We start from the raw sequence: 23,478 nt of genomic DNA on the forward strand, positions 1-23,478 counted from the left end.
GCGACCCAAAAGCGTGCCGGTCCGAATCGCCACGTGTGTGTATAGGTGGGGGCGAAAGGAGCGTCTATTCGCCTCTATCTATGCCCGTTCGTGTATATATCGGACTCAGGAACCGAAACCACTTTCTTCGTGGCGGTAGCGACTGCCACGTATGAAGCTCGCTGGCATGGCTAGCAACCGTGGACGGAACCTGCTGCACATCGCCGACCGCGCGCCCGGTGGCGCGGAGTTCTCGGTGATCGTCACGAACGACGCGGACGCCCCCGTGCTCGCGGCCGCCGCGGAGCGCGACATCCCGACCGAAGTCGTCGAACGCGACGCGGACGAGTTGCGCGAGGCCCACGAGGAGCGCGTCCTCGACGCGCTCGAGGGGTACGACTTCGACCTCGTCACGCTCGACGGTTACATGCGCGTCCTGACGGAGACGTTCCGCGACGCGACGCCGACGACGCTGAACGTCCACCCGAGCCTCCTGCCGTCGTTCCCCGGTGCGGACGCCCACGAGCAGGTGCTCGACGCCGACGTGAGCGTGACGGGCGCGACGGTCCACGTCGTCACCGAGGCGGTCGACGAAGGTCCGGTCGTCACGCAGGAGCCCGTCGCGGTCTACGAGGACGACGACGTCGCGTCGCTCAAGGAGCGCGTGCTCCACGACGCCGAGTTCAAGGCCTACCCGCGCGCGGTGAAGTGGTTCGCCGAGGGCGAGGCCGAACTCGTCGGCGACGAGGTGGCGGTCACGGCCGACGCCGCGGCGGAACTGCCGCTGCGCCGCATCGAGGGTGCGGATCGGACCGCCGACCTCCGATACGGGGAGAACCCCCACCAGGACGCCGCGGTCTACGGCGACGCCTCCTGCGAGGAGCCGAGCGTCGTCGCCGCCGAGCAGCTCAACGAGGGCGCGAAGGCGCTCTCGTACAACAACTACAACGACGCGGACGGCGCGCTCAGCCTGATCAAGGAGTTCGAGCGTCCCGCGGCCGCGGCGATCAAGCACACGAACCCCGCCGGCTGTGCGACCGCCGACACCCTCGCGGAGGCCTACGCGGACGCCCTCGCCACGGACCCGATGAGCGCCTTCGGCGGCATCGTCTCCCTCAACCGTACGTGCGACGAGGAGACCGCCGAGCTGATCGTCGACTCGTTCAAGGAGGTCGTCGTCGCCCCCGGATACACCGACGACGCGCTGGACGTCCTCACGGCCCAGGAGAACCTCCGCGTGCTCGACGTCGGCGGCGACGAGCTCGGACCGGACGTCGTGAGCGAGACCTACACGGATCAGTCGCTCGTCGGCGGCCGCCTCGTCCAAGAGCGCGACACGTGGGCCCCCGAGCCGGACGACCTCGAGGTCGTCACGGAGGCCGAGCCGACCGAGGCGCAGATCGAGACGATGTGCTTCTCGTGGCGCGTCCTCAAACACGTGATGTCGAACGGGATCGTCCTCGCCAAGGACACCGAGACGGTCGGCGTCGGCATGGGCCAGGTCTCGCGCGTCGACGCCGTCCGCCTCGCCGCGATGAAGGCCGAGGAGCACGCCGAGGACAAGGGCCCCGAGGGCTCCGTCATGGCCTCCGACGCCTTCTTCCCGTTCCCGGACGCCGTCGAGGAGGCCGCGAAGGCCGGGGTCGACGCCATCGTCCAGCCCGGCGGGTCGAACAACGACGAGGCCGTCATCGAGACCGCCAACGAACACGGTATCGCCATGGCGTTCACGGGCAACCGGACCTTCCGTCACAGCTAACGCGCTTCTCACGCCCCCGTCTCTCCCCCTCTCGGCGTCCGCGGGGAAACGGCTACGACGCTCGCGCGCGATCGGGCGTCCGCGTCGCGGACCGGGGGTGAGTCCATCCGACACGCATTTGACGGCCGGCGCGGACGTATCGGTATGCGCTACGACGAGGCCGCGAACTTCCTCCTCGACCTCCGGCGGTTCAGTCCGCGGGCGGGGACGGAGGGGATCGCGGACCTGCTCTCGACCCTCGACGACCCACATCGGGGCCCGACGTACGTCCAGGTCGCGGGGTCGAACGGGAAGGGAAGCACTGCACGGATGGTGGAGGCCGCGCTCCGCGAGACGGACCTGGACGTCGGTCTCTACACGTCGCCGCACTTCGACGACCTGCGCGAGCGGATCCGCGTGAACGGGCGGAAGATCCCGGAGTCAGCGGTCACGGAGTACACCGCGGCGATCGAGGCGTACGTCACGGAGCACGCGGCGGCCGGTGAGTCGCCGACGTTCTTCGAGGCGGTGACGGGGATGGCGCTCTGGCACTTCGGCGAGAGCGACGTCGACGTGGCGATCCTCGAAGTCGGCATCGGCGGCCGGTTCGACGCGACGAGCGTCGTCGAGCCGAGCGCGGCCTGTGTGACGAGCGTCTCGCTCGAACACACGGACGTCCTCGGCGACACCGTCGCGGAAATCGCGCGCGAGAAGGCGGCGGTCGCGCCGGCCGACGCGCCGCTCGTCACGGCGACGACGGGTGAGGGCCGCGAGACCGTCCGTGAGATCGCCGGCGACATCGTGACGGTCGGCGAGTCGGCCGACGACGACGTGCGGGTCTCCTACGAGGGGCCCGTGTCGATCGGCGAGGCGGGCGTGACGATCACGGACGCGAGCGGGACGCTCGACGCGCGCCTCCCGCTGTTCGGCGAGCATCAGGCGACGAACGCGGGGATCGCGGCGACGCTCGCGCGCCAGCTCGTCGACATCGACGACGCGACGCTCGCGCGCGGCCTCCGGAAGGCCCACTGGCCGGGACGCTTCGAGGTGATGGGCGACGACCCCCTGACCGTCCTCGACGGTGCGCACAACCCCGACGCGTGCGCGGCGGTCGCCGATACGCTCGCGGACCTCGACTACGACGACCTCCACCTCGTCGTCGGCGCGATGAACGACAAGGACCACGTCGGGATGGCCGGGGCGCTTCCGACGGCCGATCACGTCTGGACGTGTCGCCCCGACACCGGGCGGGCGGAGGACGAGGCTGCGCTCGCGGCCGCGTTCCGCGAGGCCGGCGCCGGCGAGGTGTCGACGCGCCGCGCCGTCGAGACCGCGCTCGACCGGGCGCTCGCGGCCGCCGACGCGGACGACTGCGTGCTCGTCGCGGGATCGCTCTACACCGTCGCGGAGGCCCGGCGGCGCTGGACGCGGGTGTCCGTCCCGAAGCGCGCCGACGACCTCGCGGAGTCGCGCGCACACCTCGAACGCGCGCACGTCACCCCGGGGGGCGCCTGGCGGATGCGCGGGAAGGGCGTCCACCGGGTCGTCCAGACGCACGTCCAGAAGCGCCAGGCGCAGTACCTCAAGGAGGAGCTGTTGAGCCTCGGGGGCGAGTGCGCGGTCTCGGGGCTGAACGAGCAGGCCCGCGGGACCCTCGACGTCGTCATGATGGCGACGCTCGCGCAGTTCAAACGCCTCTGCGAGAAACTCGACGGCCAGCCGTACGGGCTGTCGATCTACGCGGACGAGCTCCGCGAGACGCTCGACATCCAAACCGACGAGGGCGGGGTCGACTACCCGTGGACGGACGAGGGGACGGCCGTGATGGGCATCCTGAACGTCACGCCCGACTCGTTCCACGACGGCGGCGAGTACGAGGCCGTCGAGGACGCCGTCGCCCGCGCCGAGCAGATGGTGGCGGACGGAGCCGACATCGTCGACGTCGGCGGCGAGTCGACGCGTCCGGGCGCGGACCCGGTTCCCGCCGAGACGGAGATCGAACGCATCGTCCCCGTCATCGAGCGGATCGCGGATCTCGACTGCCTGATCAGCGTCGACACGATGAAAGCGGAGGTCGGTCGCGCGGCGCTGGAGGCCGGTGCGGACGTCCTCAACGACGTCACCGGGCTCGACGACCCCGAGATGCGCTTCGTCGCCGCCGAGTACGACGCGCCGCTGATCGTGATGCACTCGCTGAACGCGCCCGTCGAACCCGGCGAGGAACCCGAGTACGACGACGTGGTCGAGGACGTCATCGACGAACTCCGCGAGCGCGTCCTGCTCGCGGAGAAGGCGGGCCTCCCCCGGGAGAAGATCGTCGTCGATCCCGGTCTCGGCTTCGCCAAGACCGTCGACGAGGAGTTCGAGATCCTCAAGCGCACCGACGAGTTCCACGCGCTCGGCTGTCCCGTCCTCATCGGCCACTCGCACAAGTCGATGTTCGGCGCGATCGGGGGGCCCGAGGACAGCGCGCCCGCGACGGTCGCGGGCACGGCCATCGCCGCCGAGCGCGGGGCGGACGTCGTCCGTGTCCACGACGTCCCCGAGAACGCCGCCGCGGTCCGGACCGTCGACGCGACGCGCCGCGGGGCGGACGTCGCGGGGGACGACGATGCGTGAGGACGCCGACGGCCGCGCCTCCTACCTGCGCGCGGTCCACGAGGCGTACGACGAACTCGCACGCGTCCACCGCGAGGCCCGCACCGCGGTCGGCGAACCCGGGATCGATCAGGTGGACGCGGTGGCCCGCGACCTCCCGGACGGCGCGCGCGTCCTCGACGCGGGGTGTGGCTCCGGGGTCCCCGTCCTCTCGCGGTTCGACCTCGCGTTCGACGTCGTCGGACTCGACCTCTCGCGCGAGCAGTTAGAGCGCGCCCACGAGCGCTCGCCGACCGCCGGGCTCGTTCAGGGCGACATGACGTCGCTCCCGTTCGCGGACGGCGTCTTCGACGGCCTCGTCGCGCTCCACTCGATCATCCACGTGCCCCGCGACGCCCACCCGAGCGTCTATCGGGAGTTCCACCGCGTGCTCGGTGACGACGCGCCCGCCCTCGTCACCACGGGGACGGACGCCTACGAGGGCGGCACGCCGAACTGGCTCGGGAGCGGCGTCGAGATGCACTGGAGTTTCCCCGCGGCCGAGGAGACGCTGGCGAGCCTCCGCGACGCCGGCTTCGCGATCGAGGAGGAGACGCGCGTCCCGGACGAACACGGCGGCGGCGAGTTCCTCTTCGTCCGCGTGCGCGCCTAGAGCGACCGGTAGAGGTCGACGTGGCGCGCGAGGAACCGATTGGCGTCGTACTCCGCGTACGCCTCGTTGACGGACGCGCGCGCCGTCGCCGTCGCCTCCCGGAGGCACTCGACCAGCGCCTCGTCGCTCGTCGCCAATAGGCCCCGATCGGCGTGCTCGACGAGCTCGTGCGCCGCCGAGTTCGCGTGGTACTCGACGACGCCGACGCAGCCGCAGGCGAGCGCGCGCAGGAGGTCGGTCGGGAAGCTCGTCCGCGTCGCCGTCTGCGCGTAGACGTGTGCGCCCTTGAACAGCGCGAGCCGCCGGTCGAGCTCGCACGCGCCGACGAAGTCGATCCGGTCCGCGATCCGCAGGTCGCTGGCCTGGCGCTCGTAGCGCGCGCGCTCCGGCCCGTCGCCGATCACGGTCGCCGACCACTCCCGGTCGCGGAACTCCGCGAGCGCGAGCAACAGCGATTCGAGGTTCGCCGCGTCGTCCAGCCGCCGGGAGTAGACGACGTCGCCCGCGTCGGCCGCGGGATCGACGGCCCGGACGCGCGCCATCTCGACGGGGTTCGGCAGGCGCGTGAGCGCGTCGCCCGCGACGCCGAGCTCGCGGACCGCCGTGGCGACGAACGCCGAGGGGACGATCGCCGCGTCCGCCGCTCGAAGCGCCCAGCGGTCGGCGCGCGACCCGGGCGGCGGCTCGTAGTAGCCGATCACGACCGGCGTGCCCGGCGACGTCACGCGCGCGCCGAGGGCGTGCTCGGGGGTCGCGCCCGCGACGTGGACGACGTCGGGGTCGAACCCGCGAAGCGCGCGGGCGAGTCGAAGCGTCGCCCAGCGCTCGCCCGGCGTCGACGCGATCGCGCGATACGTGATCCCGTCGTGGTCGAACGACGGGAACCCCCCGTCCCACCACCGCGCGCAGAACACCGTGACGTCGTGACCGTTCGCGTCGAGCAGCGACGCGAGCGCGTCGAGGCGCGCGGCGGCGTCGTCCGCGGTGCGTCGCTCCTCGTCGTGATGAACGGTCCGGTCCGTAACGAGCGCGACGCGCATGTCTGACGGGTGTGCGAGACGGGGGCAAAAGCCTTGCTGCATCCTGTTCCGGAACGGCGTCGGGGAGGGCGGCCGGTACGATGGCGTGAGCGGGCACGACGGGCGCCGGGGGGTGCGGCAGTCGGCGGCGACACGACGCGAGCACTCTCCCGGTCCGCATCGGCACCCGAAGACCTATCGACGCGCCCGCGCACCTCCCCGCATGGCCTACGACATCGAGCGGTACCTGAACGTCCGGAGCGCCGGCGGGCCGACGTTCGGCCCGGACGGCCAGTTGGCGTTCAGGATGGACATGACGGGCGTCACGCAGGTCTGGCGCCTCGACGGCGCGCGCGAGTGGCCGGCGCAGCTCTCCTTCCACGAGGAGTCGGTGAGCTTCGCGTCCTACTCGCCGACGCGCGACGAACTCGTCTACGGGATGGACCGCGGCGGCAACGAGCGGACGCAGCTCTACCGGCTCGCCGGCGACGGGAGCGACGAGGTCGCGCTCACGGACGACCCCGAGACGATCCACGGCTGGGGCGGGTGGAGCCACGACGGCGAGCGCGTCGCGTTCACGGCGAACCGCCGCGACGAGGGGCACTTCGACGCGTACGTCCAGCGCCGCGACGAGACGGCCGACGCCGCCGACCTCGTCTTCGACGGGTCGGAGTCGGACCTCTGCTCTCTCGCGGGGTGGAGTCCGTCGGACGATCGACTCCTCGTCCACGAGACGCACTCGAATCGCTCCCACGACCTCCACCTCACGCACCTCGCAGGGGACGTGGTGCCCCTCACGGCCGACCACGAGGGCGAGGTACGGTACGCCTCGGTCGCGTGGGGACCCGACGGGGAGACGCTGTATGTGGCGACGGATGCGGGCCGCGACACGCTCGCGCTGCGCGAACTCGATCCCGAGACGGGCGCCCTCGGGCCGGTCGAGATCGGCGGCGACTGGGACGTCTCCTCGGTGGTCGTCGACGCCGCGACGCGGACGATGGCCGTGGTGCGCAACGTCGACGGGTACAGCGACCTCTCCCTCTTCCGGATCGACGACGCGGGCGAGCGCGTCCCGCTCCCCGATCCCGACCTACCCGAGGGCGTGCTGATGGGGCTCTCGATCGGGCCGGACGGCGATCGCCTCGCGGCGGCCGTCTCCGCGCCGACGCTGAACACGAACGTCCACGTCGTCGCCCTTGAGACGGGCACGAGCGAGCGGTGGACGGCCGCCGCGACGGCCGGTATCCCGCGATCGACGTTCCGCGAGCCGACCCTCGTCCGGTACGAGTCGTCCGGCGTCGAGGGGCCACGCCCGTCCGCCCGGGAGACGGAGTCGCCCGCCGCCCTCGACATCCCGGCGTTCCTCACGCTCCCCGCGGGCGAGGGTCCCCACCCGGTCATCGTCGACATCCACGGCGGTCCGGAGTCCCAGCGCCGCCCCTCCTTCCTCGCGCTCCGCCAGTACTTCGTCGACAACGGCTATGCGGTCTTCGAGCCGAACGTCCGGGGGTCCTCGGGATACGGTAGGCGCTACATGAACCTCGACGACGTCGAGAAGCGCATGGATGCGGTCGCGGACCTCGATCGGGGCGTCGAGTGGCTCACCGCACGCGACGACATCGACGGCGATCGGATCGTTGCCTACGGCGGCTCGTACGGCGGATTCATGGTCCTCGCGGCGCTAACCGAGTACCCCGACCGCTGGGCCGCGGGGGTCGACATCGTCGGCATCGCCGACCTCGTCACCTTCCTCGAAAACACGGGCGAGTGGCGACGCGAGCACCGCGAGGCGGAGTACGGGAGCCTGAGCGAAGACCGTGCGTTCCTCGAATCCATCTCGCCGATCAACAACGTCGATCGGATCGAGGCGCCGCTGCTCGTCATGCACGGCGCGAACGATCCCCGCGTCCCCGTCGAGGAGGCCGAACAGATCGCCGCGGAGGCGAGCGATCACGTCCCGGTCGAGAAGCTGATCTTCGACGACGAGGGTCACGGGTTCTCGAAGCTGGAGAACCGCATCACCGCGTACCGGACCGTCGTGGACTTCCTCGACGAACACGTCCGGTAGGACCGCCGGGCCGAGCGTGCGTGCGCGACTCCCGCTCGGGGGGCGCGACGCGTGGGGGCGACTCTCGATCCTATTTGATCTTCGTCCCGGGCGCCGCGTCGCCGTGCGTCGTGAGGAGGTCGGCCTCCTCGCCCGCGGCGAGCACCATGCCGTCGGACTCGACGCCGAACAACTCGGCCTGTTCGAGGTTGGCGACGACGACGACCTTCGTTCCCGGGAGGTCCGCGACGTCGTGAAGCTGCTTGAGGCCCGCGACGATCTGTCGGGTCTCGATCCCGATATCGACGCTGAGGCGGAGGAGATCGTCGGCGCCCTCGATCTCGTCTGCGCCCTCGATGCGCCCGACGCGGAGGTCGAGGTCCTGGAACGTCCCGAAGTCGATGCGGTCGTCGGCCAGCGCTTCGAACGCGGCGGTGCCGTCGTCGGTCTCGTCGTTCGCGGCTTCGTCGTCCTCGCCGGCGGTCGCTTCCGCGACGCGCGTTTCGAGCTTCTCGTTGAGCTCGGCGACGCGCTCGTCGTCGATCTTCTCGAAGAGCGGGCCGTCGGGCTCGGGGAACGTCTCGGGGGGCGCCTGGAGGCAGTCGGCGACGGTGGCGTCGGCGACGCGTCCCTCGGCACCGAGCTGGTCCCACGCGTCCTCGGCCTTCTCGGGCGTGATCGGCTGGAGGAGGACCGCGACGGCCTTCACGAGCTGCACGCAGTCGCGGATGACGGGCGCCGCCTCGTCGTCGTCGAGCTTCCACGGCGCGGCGTTCTGGATGTACTCGTTGCCGTAGCGCGCGAGGGCGACGGCCGTCTCGCCGGCCGAGCGCACGTCGTAGTCGTTAAGCGCGTCCTCGTAGTCGTCCATCGCCGCCGCGATCCGGGTCTCCGTCTCGTCGGTGAGCTCGGCGTCGGGCGTGCCGTCGAAGTTGCGCGCGGCGAAGAGGAGCGCGCGGTTGACGAAGTTTCCGACGACGTCCGCGAGCTCGGTGTTGACGCGCTCTTGGAAGCGCTCCCACGAGAAGTTGACGTCGCGCTCGAAGCCGGCGGCGGTGGCGAGGTAGTACCGCAAGAGGTCGGGGTGGAACCCCTCCGCGAGGTACTCGTCCGCCCAGATCGCGCGGTTGCGCGACGTCGAGAAGGCCTCGCCGTTGAGGTTGACGAACCCGGTCGCACAGACGGCGCGTGGCTCGTTGTAGTCGGCGGCCTTGAGCATCGACGGCCAGAACACCGTGTGGTGTTGGATGATGTCGCGCCCGATCACGTGGACGATCTCCGAGTCGCCCTCGGCCCAGACCTCCTCCCAGTCGTAGGTCTCATCGCCGACGCGCTCCGAGTACTGCTTGCTGGAGGCGACGTACTCGACCGGCGCGTCGACCCAGACGTAGAGCACGAGGTCGTCCGCGCCGTTCGCCTCCTCGTCCGGGTAGTCGATCCCCCAGTCCATGTCGCGGGTGATACAGAGGTCCTGCAACTCGCCCTCGATCCACTCGCGGGGCTGGTTCTGGGCGTTGCTCGTCCCCTCCAGGCGATTGATGAACCCCTCTAGGTACTCTTGGAACTCGGAGAGACGGAGGAACTTGTGCTCGCGCTCGCGGTACTCGGCGGGGTTGCCGGTGAGCGTGCTAACGGGGTCGACGATGTCGCCGGGTTCGAGGTGGCGCTGACACCCCTCGTCGCACTCGTCGCCGCGGGCGTGCTCGCCGCAGTAGGGACACTCGCCCTCGACGTACCGATCGGGGAGCCACTGGTCGGCGTCGGGGTCGTAGGCGACCTGAATCTCCTTCTCGTAGACGTGGTCGTTGGCCTCCCACGCGCGGACGAACGCCTGAGTGAGCTCGACGTTCGTCTCGTCGTGCGTGTGACCGTAGTTGTCGAAGTCGACGTTGAAGCGCGGGAACGTCTCCTCGTACTGTTCGTGGTGGCGCAGCGCGAACTCCTCGGGGCTGACGCCCTCCTTCTCGGCGTTGACCGCGATCGGCGTGCCGTGCATGTCCGAACCGGAGACGAATGCGACGTCCTGTCCGAGCCTCCGGAGCCCGCGGCTGAACGCGTCGCCGCTGACGTACGTCCGCAGGTGGCCGACGTGCAGGTCCCCGTTCGCGTAGGGGAGCCCGCAGGTCACGAGCGCGGGGTGTTCCGTGGGGAACTCCTCGTGGGTCATGTCCGTATCACGGAACCGTGTCGGCCTAAATCCCGCGGATTCGCGGTGCGATATCGATCGCCATCACGCGCCTCGGCGCCGCCGCGCGCTCGAACGCGGGACTTAGGAGGGTGGAGCGCGTTCCGCCGGAGGCGGTGGTACCGGTGCCGCCCCCGTGTTCGGCGCTCGGAACGACGTACCTTTACCTGTTGCATACCGATAGGTTACACATGGGATTCGGTAGCTACGACGAGTCCGAGCAGGAGAACCAGAACGCGGACGCCGACTACGACGAGGAGGACGCCGTGAACGTCCACCAAAACGACCACGACGGGAGCGTCAGTTTCGACACGGGGGTCTCCAGCGGCGAACTCGTGGACCGCCTGCAGGAGATGAAGGACGACGACGAGGAGAGCTAACGGATCGACACCGGGAGGCGCTCGAAGCCGGTCTTCGACGCCTTCGCCTTCGGCACCGCCGCGTCGAGGTCGACTCCGAGCTCGTCGACGCGCTCGGCGAACGCCCGGAGGACGATCGGAGCTTCGAGGCGGGCGAGCGGCGCGCCGATGCACGTGTGCGGCCCGGTGCCGAACGCGAGGTGGTCCGGATCGCGCGTCGGGCGGAACTCCTCGGGCGCGTCGTACCGCGCGGGGTCGCGATTCGCCGCCCCGATCCAGAGGACGACCGTCTCGCCGGCCGGGATCGTCGTTCCGGCGATCGTCACCGGCCGCGTCGTCTCGCGGGCGCGAGCCTGGAGGGGCGCGCGGTAGCGCAACACCTCTTCGAGGACCACGTCGAGGTCGTACTCGTCGAAATCGGCGAACAGGTCGTGGTCGTCGAGGAGGTAGAGCGCGTTCGAGAGGTGTTCGGTCATCGTCCCCTGCCCCGCGAGCAGGAAGTCGAAGCAGTTCGCGCCGATAGTCGCGTCGTCGAGCGTCGTCTCCTCGACGAGGCGCGAGACGAGGTCGTCAGCCGGGTCCGCCCGCCGGCGCGCCACCAGGTCCGCGAGGTAGTCGACCGCCTCGGCCATCCGCTCCCCCTCCCCGCTCTCCGCGGCGCTGTGCTCGCTGTTCATCACCTCGCGGAACGTCTCCAACCACGTCAGCACCCGCCCCTGATCGTCGCGCGGAACGCCGACGAGGTCCATGACGACCCGTAGGGGGACGGGCCGCGCGAACGCCGCCACGAAGTCGAACTCGGGGCCGTCGCGCCGCGCGACCTCGAACTGGTCGTCGGCGATCTCCCGGATCGACCCGCGGAGAGCACGTAGCCGATCGGGTCGGAAGAACTCGAAGAACTGGTGTTTCGACGCCGTGTGCTCCGGCCCGTCCGACCACACCATCGCCTCGTCGAGATACGCGAACGGCGTGTGCGCGCCCTCCTCCCGCGAGAGCGGCTTTCGAACCAGCGCGTCGTCGTCCTGCAGCGCCGCTTTCACGTGCTCGTGCGTGAAGACGTCGTAGACCTCGCGCTCGGGGTCGTAGTGCACCGCGCCGGTGCGGCGCCGCTCGTCGTACCACCCGAACGGGTCGTGGGCCGCGCCGGCCTCGCGGAGCCCGGCCGGCGTGCCGCCGTCGGAACCGTAAGGGGAACTCCCGTCCATACCGTGGTGTTTCGAGCGCCGTATTTATTGCTTCCCCACGTACGTATCGATACTCTCCGAAGAATACCGATTGTGGGAACTAGATGCGAGAGTACGAACCGTTCTAGGACGGACGAAGAGAGAGAAGTTCGTATAACCACGACTAAGGTCACACCACGGCCAGCGTCCCCTCGAAGAGGAGGACGGTGACGACGAGGCGGCCGACGCTCCCGGCGAACGTGGCGGCCGCGAACTTCACGTAGTCGCTTTCGAGGACGCTGAAGGCGTAGATGGAGAGCGTGTCGGGGAAGAAGGGGACGCAGAGTCCGAGCGCGAGACCGATGTACCCGTACGATTGGACGAGGGCGACGACGCGGTGTTTCGACCACTCGACCGGCTCGTAGCCGGCGCGACGGATCAGGTTGATCACGGGCCCGGAGTGCGTCGCGCCGTGGCCGATGTAGAGCGCGACGACGCTTCCGGCGGCCTTCCCGAGCCCGCTCGCCACCATCACGAGCGCGAGCTGGACGGGGTAGCTAAAGCCCAGATTGAGGCTCGCGGCCGGGAGGAGGACGACCTCGCTCGGGAGCGGGAGGACGACCGCGATCAGAAAGGAGTAGACGGCGATGACGAGGAGCGCGAGCGGTCCCGTCGTCGTCTCGACGAGGTGCTGGAGCCCGGCGATGTCCGTCGGGAGCGCGAGGGGTGCGGTGAACAGCGTCCCGGCGGTCGCGCGGGCGAGTCGCGACGTCATCGACCGCTCGCCCCGACCCGCACGGCGTCGAGCGTTTCGAGGAACGCCTCGAGCATCGCGCGGGTGACGTGCGGCATGCAGACGATTCGGGCCTCGCCGCTCCCGGTACGCGAGAGCCGCCAGCCCTCCGCGCGGACGGCGTCGAACGCGCTCTCCGGGAGGTCGAAAGCGACGAGCGGGAGCCCGGGCGGGACGACGTCGTACCCCCGGTCACGGAGCCCCTCGGCGAGGTACGTGGCGTTCGCCGCCGCGCGCTCGTGGTTCTCGCGGTACTCATCGGGCCACTGGGCGTCGAGCGCCGCGGCCGCGCCCGCGACGCCCGCGCCGCTTCGCGTCCCCGCGAGCGTCGCCTGCGCCGTCGTCTCAAGATACGGCGTCTCGACGGCGAGCGCGTCCAGCGTCGCGCGATCACGCGCGAGGAAGCCGCCCGCCGGGATCGGGGCCCGCCCGACCTTGTGCGGGTCGATGGTGAGCGTGTCGAGGGAGGCGTGGCCGAAGTGCCACTCGTGCTCGGTGAAGGGGAGGTGGAAGCCGCCCCACGCGGCGTCGACGTGGAAGCGCGCGTCCGCCTCCGCCGCGATCGCCGCGAGCTCCGGGATGGGATCGACCCGGCCGAACTCCGTCGTGCCGGCGACGGCGACGACGAGCGCGGTCTCGTCGCCGACCGCCGCGGCCACGGCGTCCGGGTCGGCGCGATGGTCGTCGTCCGTGGGGACGAGGCGGAGGGTGACGCCGAGGACGTCCGCGGCCTTCTGGAACGAGAAGTGGACGCTCGTCGGGGCGACGACGACGGGCTCGTCGCTCGCCGCGAGGTCGCGGGCGGCGCGGACGGCCTGCAGGTTCGCCTCCGTTCCACCGCCGGCGACGTACCCCGCAGGATCGTCGAGGCCGGCGACGGTACCGAGAGTGTCGAGCGCGCGCTCCTCCAGCGCGGCGACGTCGGGGTAGGTCGCCGGATCGCCGGGGTTGTCGGCGAGAAAGCGCTGTGCCGCACGGGCGGCCGCGGGATGCGGGCGCGTACACATCGAGGAGAGCACGCGATCGAACTCCTGCGGCGTCGCGTCCATACCGACGCGAGGGCGCGCCGGCCGTTTAAGCCGTCGGTTCCGTGCGGCGACGGCCGCGGTGGCGGTGAGACGGATCGACGTGGACGCGCGCTCCGCGCCTGCGTCGACGCCGGCTCATCTGACCGAGTCGAGGATCAGGCGCTGCTCGACGCGCTTCGCCTCGTGCTGGACGTCGCGCACGGCGTCCACGTTCGCGCTGATCGAGGAGACGCCGCGCTCGACGAGGAAGTCCACCATCTCGGGCTTCGATCCCGCCTGTCCGCAGATCGAGGTGTCGACGCCGTTCGCGCGACACGTCTCGATGACGGTCTCGATGAGCGCGAGCACGCCCGGGTGGAGCTCGTCGTAGTGGTCGGCGACGTGCTCGTTGTTCCGGTCGACCGCGAGCGTGTACTGCGTCAGGTCGTTCGTGCCGAAGGAGACGAAGTCCGCGCCCGCCTCGCAGAAGTCCTCGACGCAGAGCGCCGCGGCCGGCGTCTCGACCATCACGCCCCAGCGGCGCTTCTCGGTGTCGACGCCCGCGTCCGCGAGGGCGTCGCGCGCCGCCCGCGCGTCCCGGCCGTCGTTCACGAGCGGGAACATCACCTCGACGTTGTCGTACCCCATCTCGTAGAGGCGCGCGAACGCCGAGAGTTCGAGCTCGAACAGTTCGGGTTCGTCGAGCGAACGCCGCAGGCCGCGGTAGCCGAGCATCGGGTTGTGCTCGTGGGGTTCGTCCTCGCCGCCCTCCAGCTGGCGGAACTCGTCGGTCGGCGCGTCGAGCGTGCGCACGCGCACCGGTCGGGGGTAGAACTCGTCCGCGACGGTGCGGATGCTGTCGACGAGCTCTTCCGTGTACGCGCGCTCGCCGTGCGTCTCGACGTAGCGCTCGGGCGTGACGTTCGTCGAGAGGATCATGTGCTCCGTGCGGAGCAGGCCGACGCCGTCCGCGCCCGTCGCGGCCGCGCGCTCGGCGGCCTCCGGAATGGAGACGTTGACCTTCACTTCCGTCGCCGTCATCGGTTTCACGGGCGTCGTGGGGCGCGCGTCCTCGACGGGTTCGCGCTCCTCGTCGGGCTCGGCGGTCCCGGCCTCCACCGTCCCCCGGTCGCCGTCGATCGTGATCGGCTGATCGTCGCTGAGCACCTGTGTCCCGGTCTCCGTGCCGAGCACCGCGGGGACGCCGAGCTCGCGCGAGACGATCGCGGCGTGCGAGGTCATCCCGCCCTCGTCGGTGACGATCCCCGAGGCGCGCTTCATCGCGGGCACCATGTCCGGCGTCGTCATCGACGTGACGATGATGTCGCCCTGTCCGACCTTATCGAGCTGGTCGAGACCGCCGACGATCCGCGCGGCGCCGGAGGCGATCCCGGGGCTCGCGCCGAGTCCGGAGACGAGCGTCTCGCCGTTGGACGCCGCCGCGTCACTCGACGTCGACTCGTCGATCGTCGTGATCGGGCGCGACTGCAGCATGTACACTTCGCCGCCGGCGATCGCCCACTCGACGTCCTGGGGCGTGCCGTAGTGCTCCTCGACGCGCTCGCCGAGCGCGAGCAGCTCCTCCAACTCGGCCTCGTCGAGGACGCGCGCGTCGCGGCGCTCCGCCTCGACCTCGCGCTCCGTCGTCTCGCCCGTCTCGGGATGGCGCTCGACGAGGGTCTTCTTCGTCGCCACCGTGACTTCCTCGACCTCGCCGCTCTCGCGGTCGATGACGTAGTTGTCCGGGGAGACGCTCCCGGAGACGACGCCCTCGCCGAGCCCCCACGCGGCCTCGACGATCGTCGTCGGCGCGCCCGTCGAGGGGTGGCTCGTGAACATCACGCCGGACTTCTCGGCGTCGACCATCCGCTGGACGACGACGGCGATGTCGACGCGCTCGTGCTCGAAGCCCTGTTCCTCGCGGTAGTAGATCGCGCGCTGGGTGAAGAGGCTCGCCCAGCAGCGCTTCACGCGTTCGAGGAGGTCCTCGCGCGTGATGTTGAGATAGGTCTCCTGCTGGCCGGCGAAGCTCGCGTCCGGCAGGTCCTCGGCCGTCGCCGAGGAGCGGACGGCGACGAACGGGTCGTCCCCCAGATCGTCGTACGCCGCGAGCACGGTCTCGCGGACGTCCTCGGGCATCTCGGCCTCGAGGATGAGCTCCTTCGCCGTCGCGGCGGCCTCGGCGAGCGCTGCGGAGTCCTCGGGATCGACGTCGAGGGCCGCGAACAGCTCGTCGGCGACGCCCGACCCCTCGAGGAACGTCCGATACGTATCGGCGGTCACGACGAACGCGGACGGCACTGGGAGCCCGGCTTGCGTGAGCTCTCCCAGCGACGCGCCCTTCCCGCCGACGCTCGGCACGTCCTCGGCACTGATATCTGCGAGCCAACGTACTGGCATTAGGCACGCGGATAGACAGCACACCCGAAAATAGGTGTTTCGAGTCCCGTAACACTCATACGGGATTCGAGACTGAGTAAAAAGTTCGACCGCGAGGCGCGGGGAGCGCTAGGCCTCGATGATGTCGTCGCCCTCCTCGTCGCTCGGGACGTGCAGGTCGCCGTCGAGCGCCGTCACGGTCTGCCCCCCGACTCGAACGCCGCCGTCGACGCGCACGCGGACGCGCCCGGGCCGATCGACGTAGTGGCCCTGTTCGACGAGCATCTCCTCGGGGGTGTCGCCGCCGAACGCCCCGATCCCGTCGAGGTACGCGCCCGCGGCCCCCGCGGCCGTTCCCGTCACGGGGTCCTCGTGGACGCCGAGGGGCGCGCAGAACGCCCGCGCGTGCAGCGTCGACTCGCGTTCGAGGGTGTCGAGCGTGACCGCGTAGACCCCCTCCGCGCCGACGTCCGCGCAGAGGTCGCGGAGCGCGGCGTCGTCCGGGTCGGCGTCGCCCAGCGTCGAGAGGTAGTCGAGACCGACGACGAGGAACGGGAGGCCGGTGTCCGCGACCGCGAACGGGAGGTCGTCGACGAACGACATCGCTTCGACGCCCAACGCGTCCGCGACACGCTCGGCGTCGAAGTCGTCGTAACGCCGGACCGTCGGGTCGCGCTGGTGCATCCAGACCGTCCCCGACTCCTCGATTTCGACGTCGAGGACCCCGACGTTCGTCTCGACCGTGTGGTCGCCGGCGTCGACGACGCCCGCGTCGTGGAGGTGCGCGTGGGCCGCGATCGTCGCGTGCCCGCAGAGGTCGACCTCCGTCGTCGGCGTGTGGTAGCGCAGGCGGCGCTCGGCCTCGTCGCTCGCCGTCACGAACGCCGTCTCGCTCGCGCCCAACTCCCGCGCAACGGCCTGTCGTTGTGCCTCGCTCAGCCCGTCCGCGTCCGGGACGACGCCGGCGGCGTTGCCGTCGAGCGGGCGATCGGTGAACGCATCACAGAGGAGGGCGCGTGTGGTCTGCACGCACCACCCGTCGCGCGCCGCGCAGTTGAACGCTACGCTCCCCGTCGCCGGCGCGCCCGCTCACCTCACCGCGCCCGCGCCTCGACGTAGTTCCGGAACCGCTCGCGCGCCGCCTCCTCGCAGTCCACCTCGTACACGGCCCCCACGCCGTCGTCGAGCAGGTAGTCGAGCGCGTCGTCCGGATCCGACTCCGCCGTCACCACCTTCGCGCGGAGGTCGCCGCGCCGCTTGATGAGGTAGACTCCCGGTGCCTTCTCGTCGAGCGTCCACCGCCCAGTCCGTTGTGTGATACTCATTGGCACATCCTCGCCGACGGTAGACATGCCCTCCGACAATATATAATTATCGTTCGTTTCAGTCGGGCCTACGCGGGGGGCTTTCAGGTCACTTAACGTCCTCCGCGCCGTCCGATCCGGCGGGATACTCACATGGGCGACCTCCCGGACGACTTCACGTGCACGATCACGAACTGGGAATACATCTACGGGCTCTGCCGGGACGTCTCGGAACAGGTGAAGGAGGCTGACTTCGAACCCGACGTCATCGTCGCGCTCGCCCGCGGCGGCTGGTTCGCCGGCCGCTGTCTCTGCGACTTCCTCGGGCTGAACGACCTCACGAGCCTGAAGATGGAACACTACGTCGGCGCCGCTGAGAAGAGCGACGAACCGGAGGTCCGCTATCCGATGCCCGAGGACACCGTCGAGGGGAAGGACGTCCTCGTCATCGACGACATCGCCGACACCGGCGGCTCCATCGAGCGCGCCCACGAGTACGTCGACGAGCGCGGCGCCGACGAGGTCCGGACCGCCACCCTCCAGCTGCTCGGTACGAGCGCGTTCGACCCGGATTACGTCGGCGAGCGCCTCGAACAGTGGGCTTGGGTCGTCTACCCGTGGAACTTCATCGAGGACATGGTCGACCTCATCAGCGGCGCCATGGACGCCGACGGCGACGGCCCCTACACGAAGGCCGGGATCCGTCACCTCCTCGCCGAGCACCACGACATCGAGCGCATCGAGATGGAGATCGCCCAACCGGACCGCCTCGGGGAGGTCCTCGAAGAGATGACGCGACGAGACGTGCTCGTGCGGACCGCCGAGGACGAGTGGCGCCTGCGCGAGGGCGCCTGACCTCACGGCGACGCGTCCCGACGCCACGGAAAGCTCTAAATAATGGCCGGAGAGTAACAGGTATTAGTAATGGGTGTCCCGGACACCGGCTCGACGGCGTTCTCGCGCGAACTCGCCGCGCTCAAGCGTCGGGGATGCGCGGTCCTCGTCGTCGACGATCGCGGCCGCGGATCGACGGCGGCCTGCGAGCGACTGCTCGGCGGTGGCGGCTTAGAGCGCCGCCACGTCTTCCTCACGACCGACGCGCCCGTCGACGACCTGCTCGCGCGTCGCGCCGCCGGGACGCACGAACGCGATCCCGACAGTCTCGGCGTCGTCGACGCGACGAGCGCGATCCCGACTCGCTCCGCGGCCGCCAGCGCGCCCGCGGGGAGCGAGCCGTCGCCCGCCGCCCGCGCGTGGTACGACGCCGTCGACGCGCTCGACGATCTCACGGCGCTCTACGCGCTCGTCGAGGACCACGTCCGCCGCGTCGCCCACGACGACGCCGACCCCGGGGAGCTCCGGTTCTGTCTCGACGCCCTCGATCCCTTCCTCGACGCCGTCGATTCCGAGGCGCTCTTCCGGTTCGTCCACCTCCTCACGAGCACCGTCCGGAAGGCCGGTGGGATGGGTCACGTCCACACCGCGAGCGACCCGCGACGCGACCCCCTCGCCACCCTCGAACCGCTCTTCGACGCCACCGTCCACGTCGACGCCGACACCGGCGGAGTCCGCCAGCGCTGGGAGCTGACCGACGCCGGGATCGAGACCGACTGGTTCCCCCTCGACTAACCGTCGACGACCCAGAGGTCGCCGAACAGGTCGTCCTGCGCCAGCGTCACGCGGCCCCGATGGGCGAGAAAGAGCACCGCGAGGAACGACTCGACGCGCGAGTCGCCCGCGTCCGCCACCTCCGCGAACAGCACCTCCTCGCGCCCGCGATCGTAGTGCGCCGCGAGCGCGTCCTCGACGTCGTCGATCGTCGCCTCGATGTCCTCGCCGTGCGCGGTGTCCGTGACGTCCGCAGCCGTCGGTTCCGCGTCGGTCCGGAACTCGTCGCCGCTCCGGTAGTCGAGCTCCTGCACGCCGCGTTGGAACCCCTGCGGGCTCTCTGCGGTGTCGTACGTCCGCGACTCCTTCCACCACGATCCCCGCTCGGCCTCGCGGAGCGAACGCACGAGCTCGTCCAGCGTCTCCGGCGTCCCGCGCTGGGGTTTGCGTTCGAGGCGCCGATCCATCTCGTCCTCCAACGCCGCGATCGGGTCGACGCCGGGGGCGTCCTCGGGGAGCTCGTCCATTCCCGGCTCCCAGTCGTCCCACCCCGTCGCCTCCCCCTCGGGCTCCTCGGGCTCGTCCGGTTCGAGGAGGGCGTCCGACTTCATCCGCAACAGCACGGAGGCGTAGAACAGCGCTCGCCCCGACGTCCGCAGGTCCGCCTCGTCGAGCCTGTCGAGGAACGCGTCCGTCACGTCCACGATGTCGATGTCCCACGGCTCGATCTCGCCGTCCTTCGCCAACTGGACGAGCAACTCGACCGGCTCGACCTCCTCGTCCGTCTCGTCGCTCCCGTCCCGCCCCGGGTCGTCCGGGCCGTCGTCGAGAGAGGGGGGCGAGTCGTCGGACGACTCGTGGCCCGAGATGGTGAACGCGTCCTCCGGATTCCCCCCGTCGGTCCGTGGGTCGCGGTGGTCCCGACGCACGCGCGTCACCCGTGTTTCCGAGCGCCGGCGTCGCCGGTTCTCGTCCGCGCGCGCCTCACTGTCCTCGGGGTCCGCTCGCGGTTCGCCGCGCTCGCCGCTCGCGCTCTCCGAGACGCCTTCCCGAGGCGTCTCGCTAGTCATCCGCCGGGGCCTCCTCCCCGCTCGTCAGGTCGATCCCCGTCACGGCGCTGACGTTGTCGCCCTGCATCGTCACGCCGATGGCGCGCTCGGAGCGTTCGAGCATCGCCGAGCGGTGGCTGACGACGACGAACTGCGCGTTCTCCGCGAGCTCGTCCACGAGCTCGCCGACGCGCTCTGCGTTCACGGCGTCGAGGAACGCGTCGACCTCGTCGAGCGCGTAGAACGGCGCGGGGTTGTGCCGCTGGATGGCGAAGATGAACGCGAGCGCGGTCAGCGACTTCTCGCCGCCGCTCATCGCGTCGAGGCGCTGGACCGGCTTGTCCGCCGGTTGCGCCTTCATCGTCAGTCCGCCCTCGAAGGGGTCATCCTCGTTTTCGAGGACGAGCTCGCCGGAGCCCGCGGAGAGCCGCGAGAAGATCCGCTGGAAGTGCCCGTCGATCGCTTCGTAGGCGTCCATGAACGTCTCGCGCTTTTGCGACTCGTAGCTCTCGATGCGCTCGCGGATCCCCTCGGCCTCCTCCACGAGCGTCTCGCGTTTCTCCTCAAGGTCTTCGAGGTCCGCCGCGACCTCGTCGTACTCCTCGATGGCGAGCATGTTGACCGGCTCCAAGGCCTCCATCTCCCGATCGAGGCGGGCCACCGTCTGCGCCACCTCGTCGATATCGGGGATCTCCGCGGGGTCGTAGTCGCCGACGGCGTCCTCCAGCCCCGCGATCTCCTCGCCGAGGCGCTCGGCCGCGCTCTCCAAACTCTCGACGCGGCTCTCGACGGCCTCGACCTTCTGCGCCTGCTCGTCGCGGGCGCGCTGGGCCTCCCTGAGGTCCGACTTGAGCGCCGCGCGCTCCTCCTTCAACTCCGCGAGCTCCGCTTCCAGCTCCTCGACCTCGGCCTCCTTTTCGGCGAGCGTCTCCTGCTTCGACTCGATCTCGGCCTCGAAGGCGTCGATCTTCTCCGCCTGCTCCGCCTTCGTGTTCTGGGCCGCTTCGACGTCGTCGTGGAGATCGTCGATCTCGTTTTCGGCGTACTGGTGTTGGAGTTGGAGGTCGTTGAGTTCGCCGTCCAGCGCGGACCGCCGGTCCTCGAGGTCGTCGACCTCGGCTTCCAACTCCTCGCGGCGCGCGGTGAGTTCGGGGATCTCCGAGTCGGCGAGCTCCGCTTCCAGCGCCTCGATCTCCGCTTCGTGTTCGGCGATCTCGTCCTCGCGTTCGGCGATCTCCTCGTCGAGCTCGCCCATCCGCTCGTCGACGTCGGCGCGCTCCGACTCGAGCTCCGCGATCCGAGATTCGAGCTCCTCGATCCGCGCCTCGGTGTCCTCCTTCTCGGCTTCCACGCGCTCGATGTCGGTTTCGAGCGAGCGGACGGTGTCCAGCGCGTCCGACTTCCGGTCGCGCGCGCCGTCGAGGCGCTCCTCGACGGCCCGGACGTCGTCCCGGATCGACTGCCGTTCGTCCTCCAAGTCGTTGATCCGTGCCGCGACCCGTTCGAGTTGGCCCTTCCCGGACTTCGAGAAGGAGTAGCGCGACCCCGAGCGGGAGCCGCCGGTCATCGCGCCGGACTTCTCGACGAGCTCGCCCTCGAGCGTGACGAGGCGGTAGTCGCCCATCAGGTCGCGCGCCGTCTCCATGTCCTCGACGACGAGCGTGTCGCCGAGCACGTACGAGAAGACGCCGGCGTACTGGCGGTCGAAGTCCACGAGGTTGAACGCGAAGTCGACGACGCCGGGGGCGTCGGGCGCGCGCCCGAGCGAGCGCTCGTGCATCTCCGTCAGCGGCAGGAACGTCGCGCGCCCCGCGTTGCGCGACTTGAGGTACTCGATGCAGGACTGCCCGACGCCGTCGTCGTCCACGACGACGTGCGCCAGCCGTCCGCCGGCGGCCGTCTCCGCGGCCGTCGCGTACCGGCCCTCGACGCCGCCGAGCTGCGCGACGGTGCCGTGGACGCCCGCTTCGTCGCTGTTCAGGATCGTCGAGACCGCCCGCCCGTACGACGAATCACCGGACTCCTCGGCGTTCGCCTCCAGTCGCGCGTACTCCTCGCGCGCTTCCTGCAGGTCGTCCTCGACGTCGCTCAGGTCGGCCTGTCGCTCCCGTTTTTGCGCCTTGAGGTCGGCGACGACCTCCTCGATCTGCGCCTCGTTCGCCTCCGCCTTTTCGAGCTCGTCCCGCAGGTCGTCGAGGCGCTGGTCGAACTCCGGGAGCTCCGCGCGCGCGGCCTCCAGGTCCGATTCGGCCTCGCTCACGTCGTTCGAGCGACGCCGCGCCTCGTCGAGCAGGCGGTCCTTCTCGCGCTGGAGGTCGTTTCGCGCCTCCTTTTCCGCCTCCAGCCCCTCCTTTTCCGCCTCCAGCTCGGCCTTCAGCTCGTCGAACTCGGTGTCGACGTCGTCGATCTGCGCCTCCACCTCCTCGATCTGCGCCTCCACCTCCTCGATGTCGGCCGTCACGGAGGCCTTCTCGACTTTCACCTCGCGGATCTCACCTTCGAGGTCGTCGAGCTCCTCGTTCTTCCGGTCGATGGCGACGAACGCCTCGCGGCGCTCGTTCTCCGCGCGCTCGCGGCGCTCCTCGGCCGACTCGATCTTGTCCTCCAGGCGACTGATGTCGCCTTTGACCTCCTCGATCTCGCGCTTGACGGCGAGCTGCTCGTCCTCGCCGGTGCGCTCGATCTCCGCGTTCAGCTCGTCGAGCTCCTCGTCGAGGCGCGCGACCCGCCCGCGGCGCGTGTCGAGTTCGTCTCGCAGTTCCGCGAGCTCGGCCGTGCGCTCCGCGACGTCGGCCTCGGTCGCCTCCAGATCGGCGCGTTTCTCCTCCAGCTCGGCGGCCTTGCGGTAGGACTCGTACTCGGACTTCTCCTCTTTGAGCTCCTGGTACTCCAGGGCCGTCTCGCGCTCGCCTTCGAGCTGATCGAGTCGATCGCGTTTCTCGGCGATGCGGAGGTCCGCCTCCTCGATGCGGTCCTCGACGACGTCGAGCTCCTCGTAGGCGTCGTCCTTCTTCGCGTCGAACTCGGCGACGCCGGCGATCTCGTCGATGATCTCCCGGCGCTCGCCGGGCGTCATGTTGATGATGCCGGTGACGTCGCCCTGCATGACGACGTTGTACCCCTCGGGGGTGATGCCGGCCTGCGCGAGCAGGTCCTGGACGTCGGAGAGGTTCACCGAGCGGCCGTTGAGGTAGTAGTAGGAGTAGTAGTTGTCCTCGGTGCGTTTCACGCGGCGCTTCACCGTGATCGTCTCCACGTCGCCGATGTCGTCGCTTCCGGCGGCGTTGACGACCTGCGAGCGGGAGAGCGTCCGATCGGCGTTGTTCAGGACGACTTCGACGCTCGCCTCTCGCGGCCCCACGTCCTCGCCGTCGCCGTCGTGGCTCGGGTTGTAGATGAGGTCGGTGAGTTTCTCGGCGCGCATGCCGCGGGTGCGCGCGAGACCGAGCGCGAAGAGGACGGCGTCGATGATGTTGGACTTCCCGCTGCCGTTCGGGCCGCTGATCGTCGTGAAGTCCTCGTAGAACGGGATGCGCGTGGTCCGCCCGAAGCTCTTGAAGTTCTCGAGAACGATTTCGTCGATGTACATCTGGTGGGA

The 23,478-nt window shown here is 70.2% G+C and carries 17 protein-coding genes; 7 read left to right on the forward strand and 10 right to left on the reverse strand.

Features of this window, described 5'->3' with window-relative positions; genetic code table 11:
• Nucleotides 1–151 precede the first annotated feature (151 nt).
• From IEX91_RS09095 to IEX91_RS09105, 3 genes are all read left to right on the forward strand, one after another.
• Nucleotides 152–1,738, forward strand: coding sequence for a formyltransferase family protein (locus IEX91_RS09095; protein ID WP_188878486.1), 1,587 nt, complete (start codon nt 152–154; stop codon nt 1,736–1,738).
• Between the two features lie 144 nt (nt 1,739–1,882).
• Nucleotides 1,883–4,336, forward strand: coding sequence for a dihydropteroate synthase (gene folP / locus IEX91_RS09100; protein WP_188878487.1), 2,454 nt, complete (start codon nt 1,883–1,885; stop codon nt 4,334–4,336).
• The gene (locus IEX91_RS09105; RefSeq protein ID WP_188878488.1) at nt 4,329–4,967 is read left to right on the forward strand and encodes a class I SAM-dependent methyltransferase; all 639 of its coding nucleotides are present in this window, start codon (nt 4,329–4,331) and stop codon (nt 4,965–4,967) included. The genes folP and IEX91_RS09105 overlap by 8 nt, the downstream gene beginning before the upstream one ends.
• On the opposite strand, the gene IEX91_RS09110 is transcribed toward IEX91_RS09105, so the two are convergent.
• Nucleotides 4,964–6,007 (reverse strand): glycosyltransferase, encoded by a 1,044-nt coding sequence (locus IEX91_RS09110; RefSeq protein WP_188878489.1) that lies wholly within the window; start codon nt 6,005–6,007, stop codon nt 4,964–4,966. The two genes, IEX91_RS09105 and IEX91_RS09110, sit on opposite strands and share 4 nt — an antisense overlap.
• A 202-nt stretch (nt 6,008–6,209) precedes the next feature.
• Between IEX91_RS09110 and IEX91_RS09115 the strand changes: the two genes are divergently transcribed.
• On the forward strand, nt 6,210–8,054 hold the full coding sequence (locus IEX91_RS09115) for a S9 family peptidase (protein ID WP_188878491.1): 1,845 nt from the start codon (nt 6,210–6,212) through the stop codon (nt 8,052–8,054).
• A 70-nt stretch (nt 8,055–8,124) separates the two neighbouring features.
• On the opposite strand, the gene metG is transcribed toward IEX91_RS09115, so the two are convergent.
• Complete coding sequence (gene metG / locus IEX91_RS09120) at nt 8,125–10,200, reverse strand: methionine--tRNA ligase (protein WP_188878492.1); 2,076 nt, start codon at nt 10,198–10,200, stop codon at nt 8,125–8,127.
• A gap of 209 nt (nt 10,201–10,409) precedes the next feature.
• On the opposite strand from metG, the gene IEX91_RS09125 reads away from it, so the two are divergent.
• Nucleotides 10,410–10,598 (forward strand): DUF5786 family protein, encoded by a 189-nt coding sequence (locus IEX91_RS09125; RefSeq protein ID WP_188878493.1) that lies wholly within the window; start codon nt 10,410–10,412, stop codon nt 10,596–10,598.
• Here IEX91_RS09125 and IEX91_RS09130 read toward each other — a convergent pair.
• The 6 genes from IEX91_RS09130 to IEX91_RS09155 all read right to left on the reverse strand — a co-directional run bounded on the left by IEX91_RS09130 (nt 10,595) and on the right by IEX91_RS09155 (nt 17,244).
• Nucleotides 10,595–11,782 (reverse strand): cytochrome P450, encoded by a 1,188-nt coding sequence (locus IEX91_RS09130; protein ID WP_188878494.1) that lies wholly within the window; start codon nt 11,780–11,782, stop codon nt 10,595–10,597. The genes IEX91_RS09125 and IEX91_RS09130 overlap by 4 nt on opposite strands.
• A gap of 148 nt (nt 11,783–11,930) precedes the next feature.
• Nucleotides 11,931–12,515: a YqaA family protein gene (locus IEX91_RS09135; RefSeq protein ID WP_188878495.1), complete on the reverse strand. Its 585-nt coding sequence runs from the start codon at nt 12,513–12,515 to the stop codon at nt 11,931–11,933.
• Nucleotides 12,512–13,582, reverse strand: a complete 1,071-nt coding sequence (gene mfnA / locus IEX91_RS09140) for a tyrosine decarboxylase MfnA (protein ID WP_188878496.1) — start codon at nt 13,580–13,582, stop codon at nt 12,512–12,514. Before mfnA ends, IEX91_RS09135 begins: the two co-directional genes overlap by 4 nt.
• A 114-nt stretch (nt 13,583–13,696) precedes the next feature.
• On the reverse strand, nt 13,697–15,940 hold the full coding sequence (gene ppsA / locus IEX91_RS09145) for a phosphoenolpyruvate synthase (protein WP_188878497.1): 2,244 nt from the start codon (nt 15,938–15,940) through the stop codon (nt 13,697–13,699).
• A gap of 108 nt (nt 15,941–16,048) precedes the next feature.
• Complete coding sequence (locus tag IEX91_RS09150) at nt 16,049–16,948, reverse strand: PhzF family phenazine biosynthesis protein (RefSeq protein ID WP_188878498.1); 900 nt, start codon at nt 16,946–16,948, stop codon at nt 16,049–16,051.
• Between the two features lie 65 nt (nt 16,949–17,013).
• Nucleotides 17,014–17,244 carry a hypothetical protein gene (locus IEX91_RS09155; protein WP_188878500.1) on the reverse strand — a complete coding sequence of 77 codons (231 nt, stop codon included), beginning with the start codon at nt 17,242–17,244 and terminating at the stop codon, nt 17,014–17,016.
• Between the two features lie 132 nt (nt 17,245–17,376).
• Here IEX91_RS09155 and IEX91_RS09160 point away from each other — a divergent pair, with 132 nt between their 5' ends.
• Together IEX91_RS09160 and IEX91_RS09165 are read left to right on the forward strand one after the other, a co-directional pair.
• A complete protein-coding gene (locus IEX91_RS09160; RefSeq protein ID WP_188878501.1) occupies nt 17,377–18,078 on the forward strand; it encodes a phosphoribosyltransferase in 702 nt (233 codons plus the stop codon).
• Nucleotides 18,079–18,147: 69 nt separating this feature from the next.
• Nucleotides 18,148–18,852: a DUF7504 family protein gene (locus tag IEX91_RS09165; protein ID WP_188878502.1), complete on the forward strand. Its 705-nt coding sequence runs from the start codon at nt 18,148–18,150 to the stop codon at nt 18,850–18,852.
• Here IEX91_RS09165 and IEX91_RS09170 read toward each other — a convergent pair.
• The gene (locus tag IEX91_RS09170) at nt 18,849–19,901 is read right to left on the reverse strand and encodes a segregation and condensation protein A (protein WP_188878503.1); all 1,053 of its coding nucleotides are present in this window, start codon (nt 19,899–19,901) and stop codon (nt 18,849–18,851) included. The genes IEX91_RS09165 and IEX91_RS09170 overlap by 4 nt on opposite strands.
• Nucleotides 19,894–23,469: a chromosome segregation protein SMC gene (smc, locus tag IEX91_RS09175; protein ID WP_188878505.1), complete on the reverse strand. Its 3,576-nt coding sequence runs from the start codon at nt 23,467–23,469 to the stop codon at nt 19,894–19,896. The genes IEX91_RS09170 and smc overlap by 8 nt, the downstream gene beginning before the upstream one ends.
• Nucleotides 23,470–23,478: the final 9 nt, after the last annotated feature.

This window comes from Halarchaeum nitratireducens (assembly GCF_014647155.1).
Taxonomy (GTDB): domain Archaea; phylum Halobacteriota; class Halobacteria; order Halobacteriales; family Halobacteriaceae; genus Halarchaeum; species Halarchaeum nitratireducens.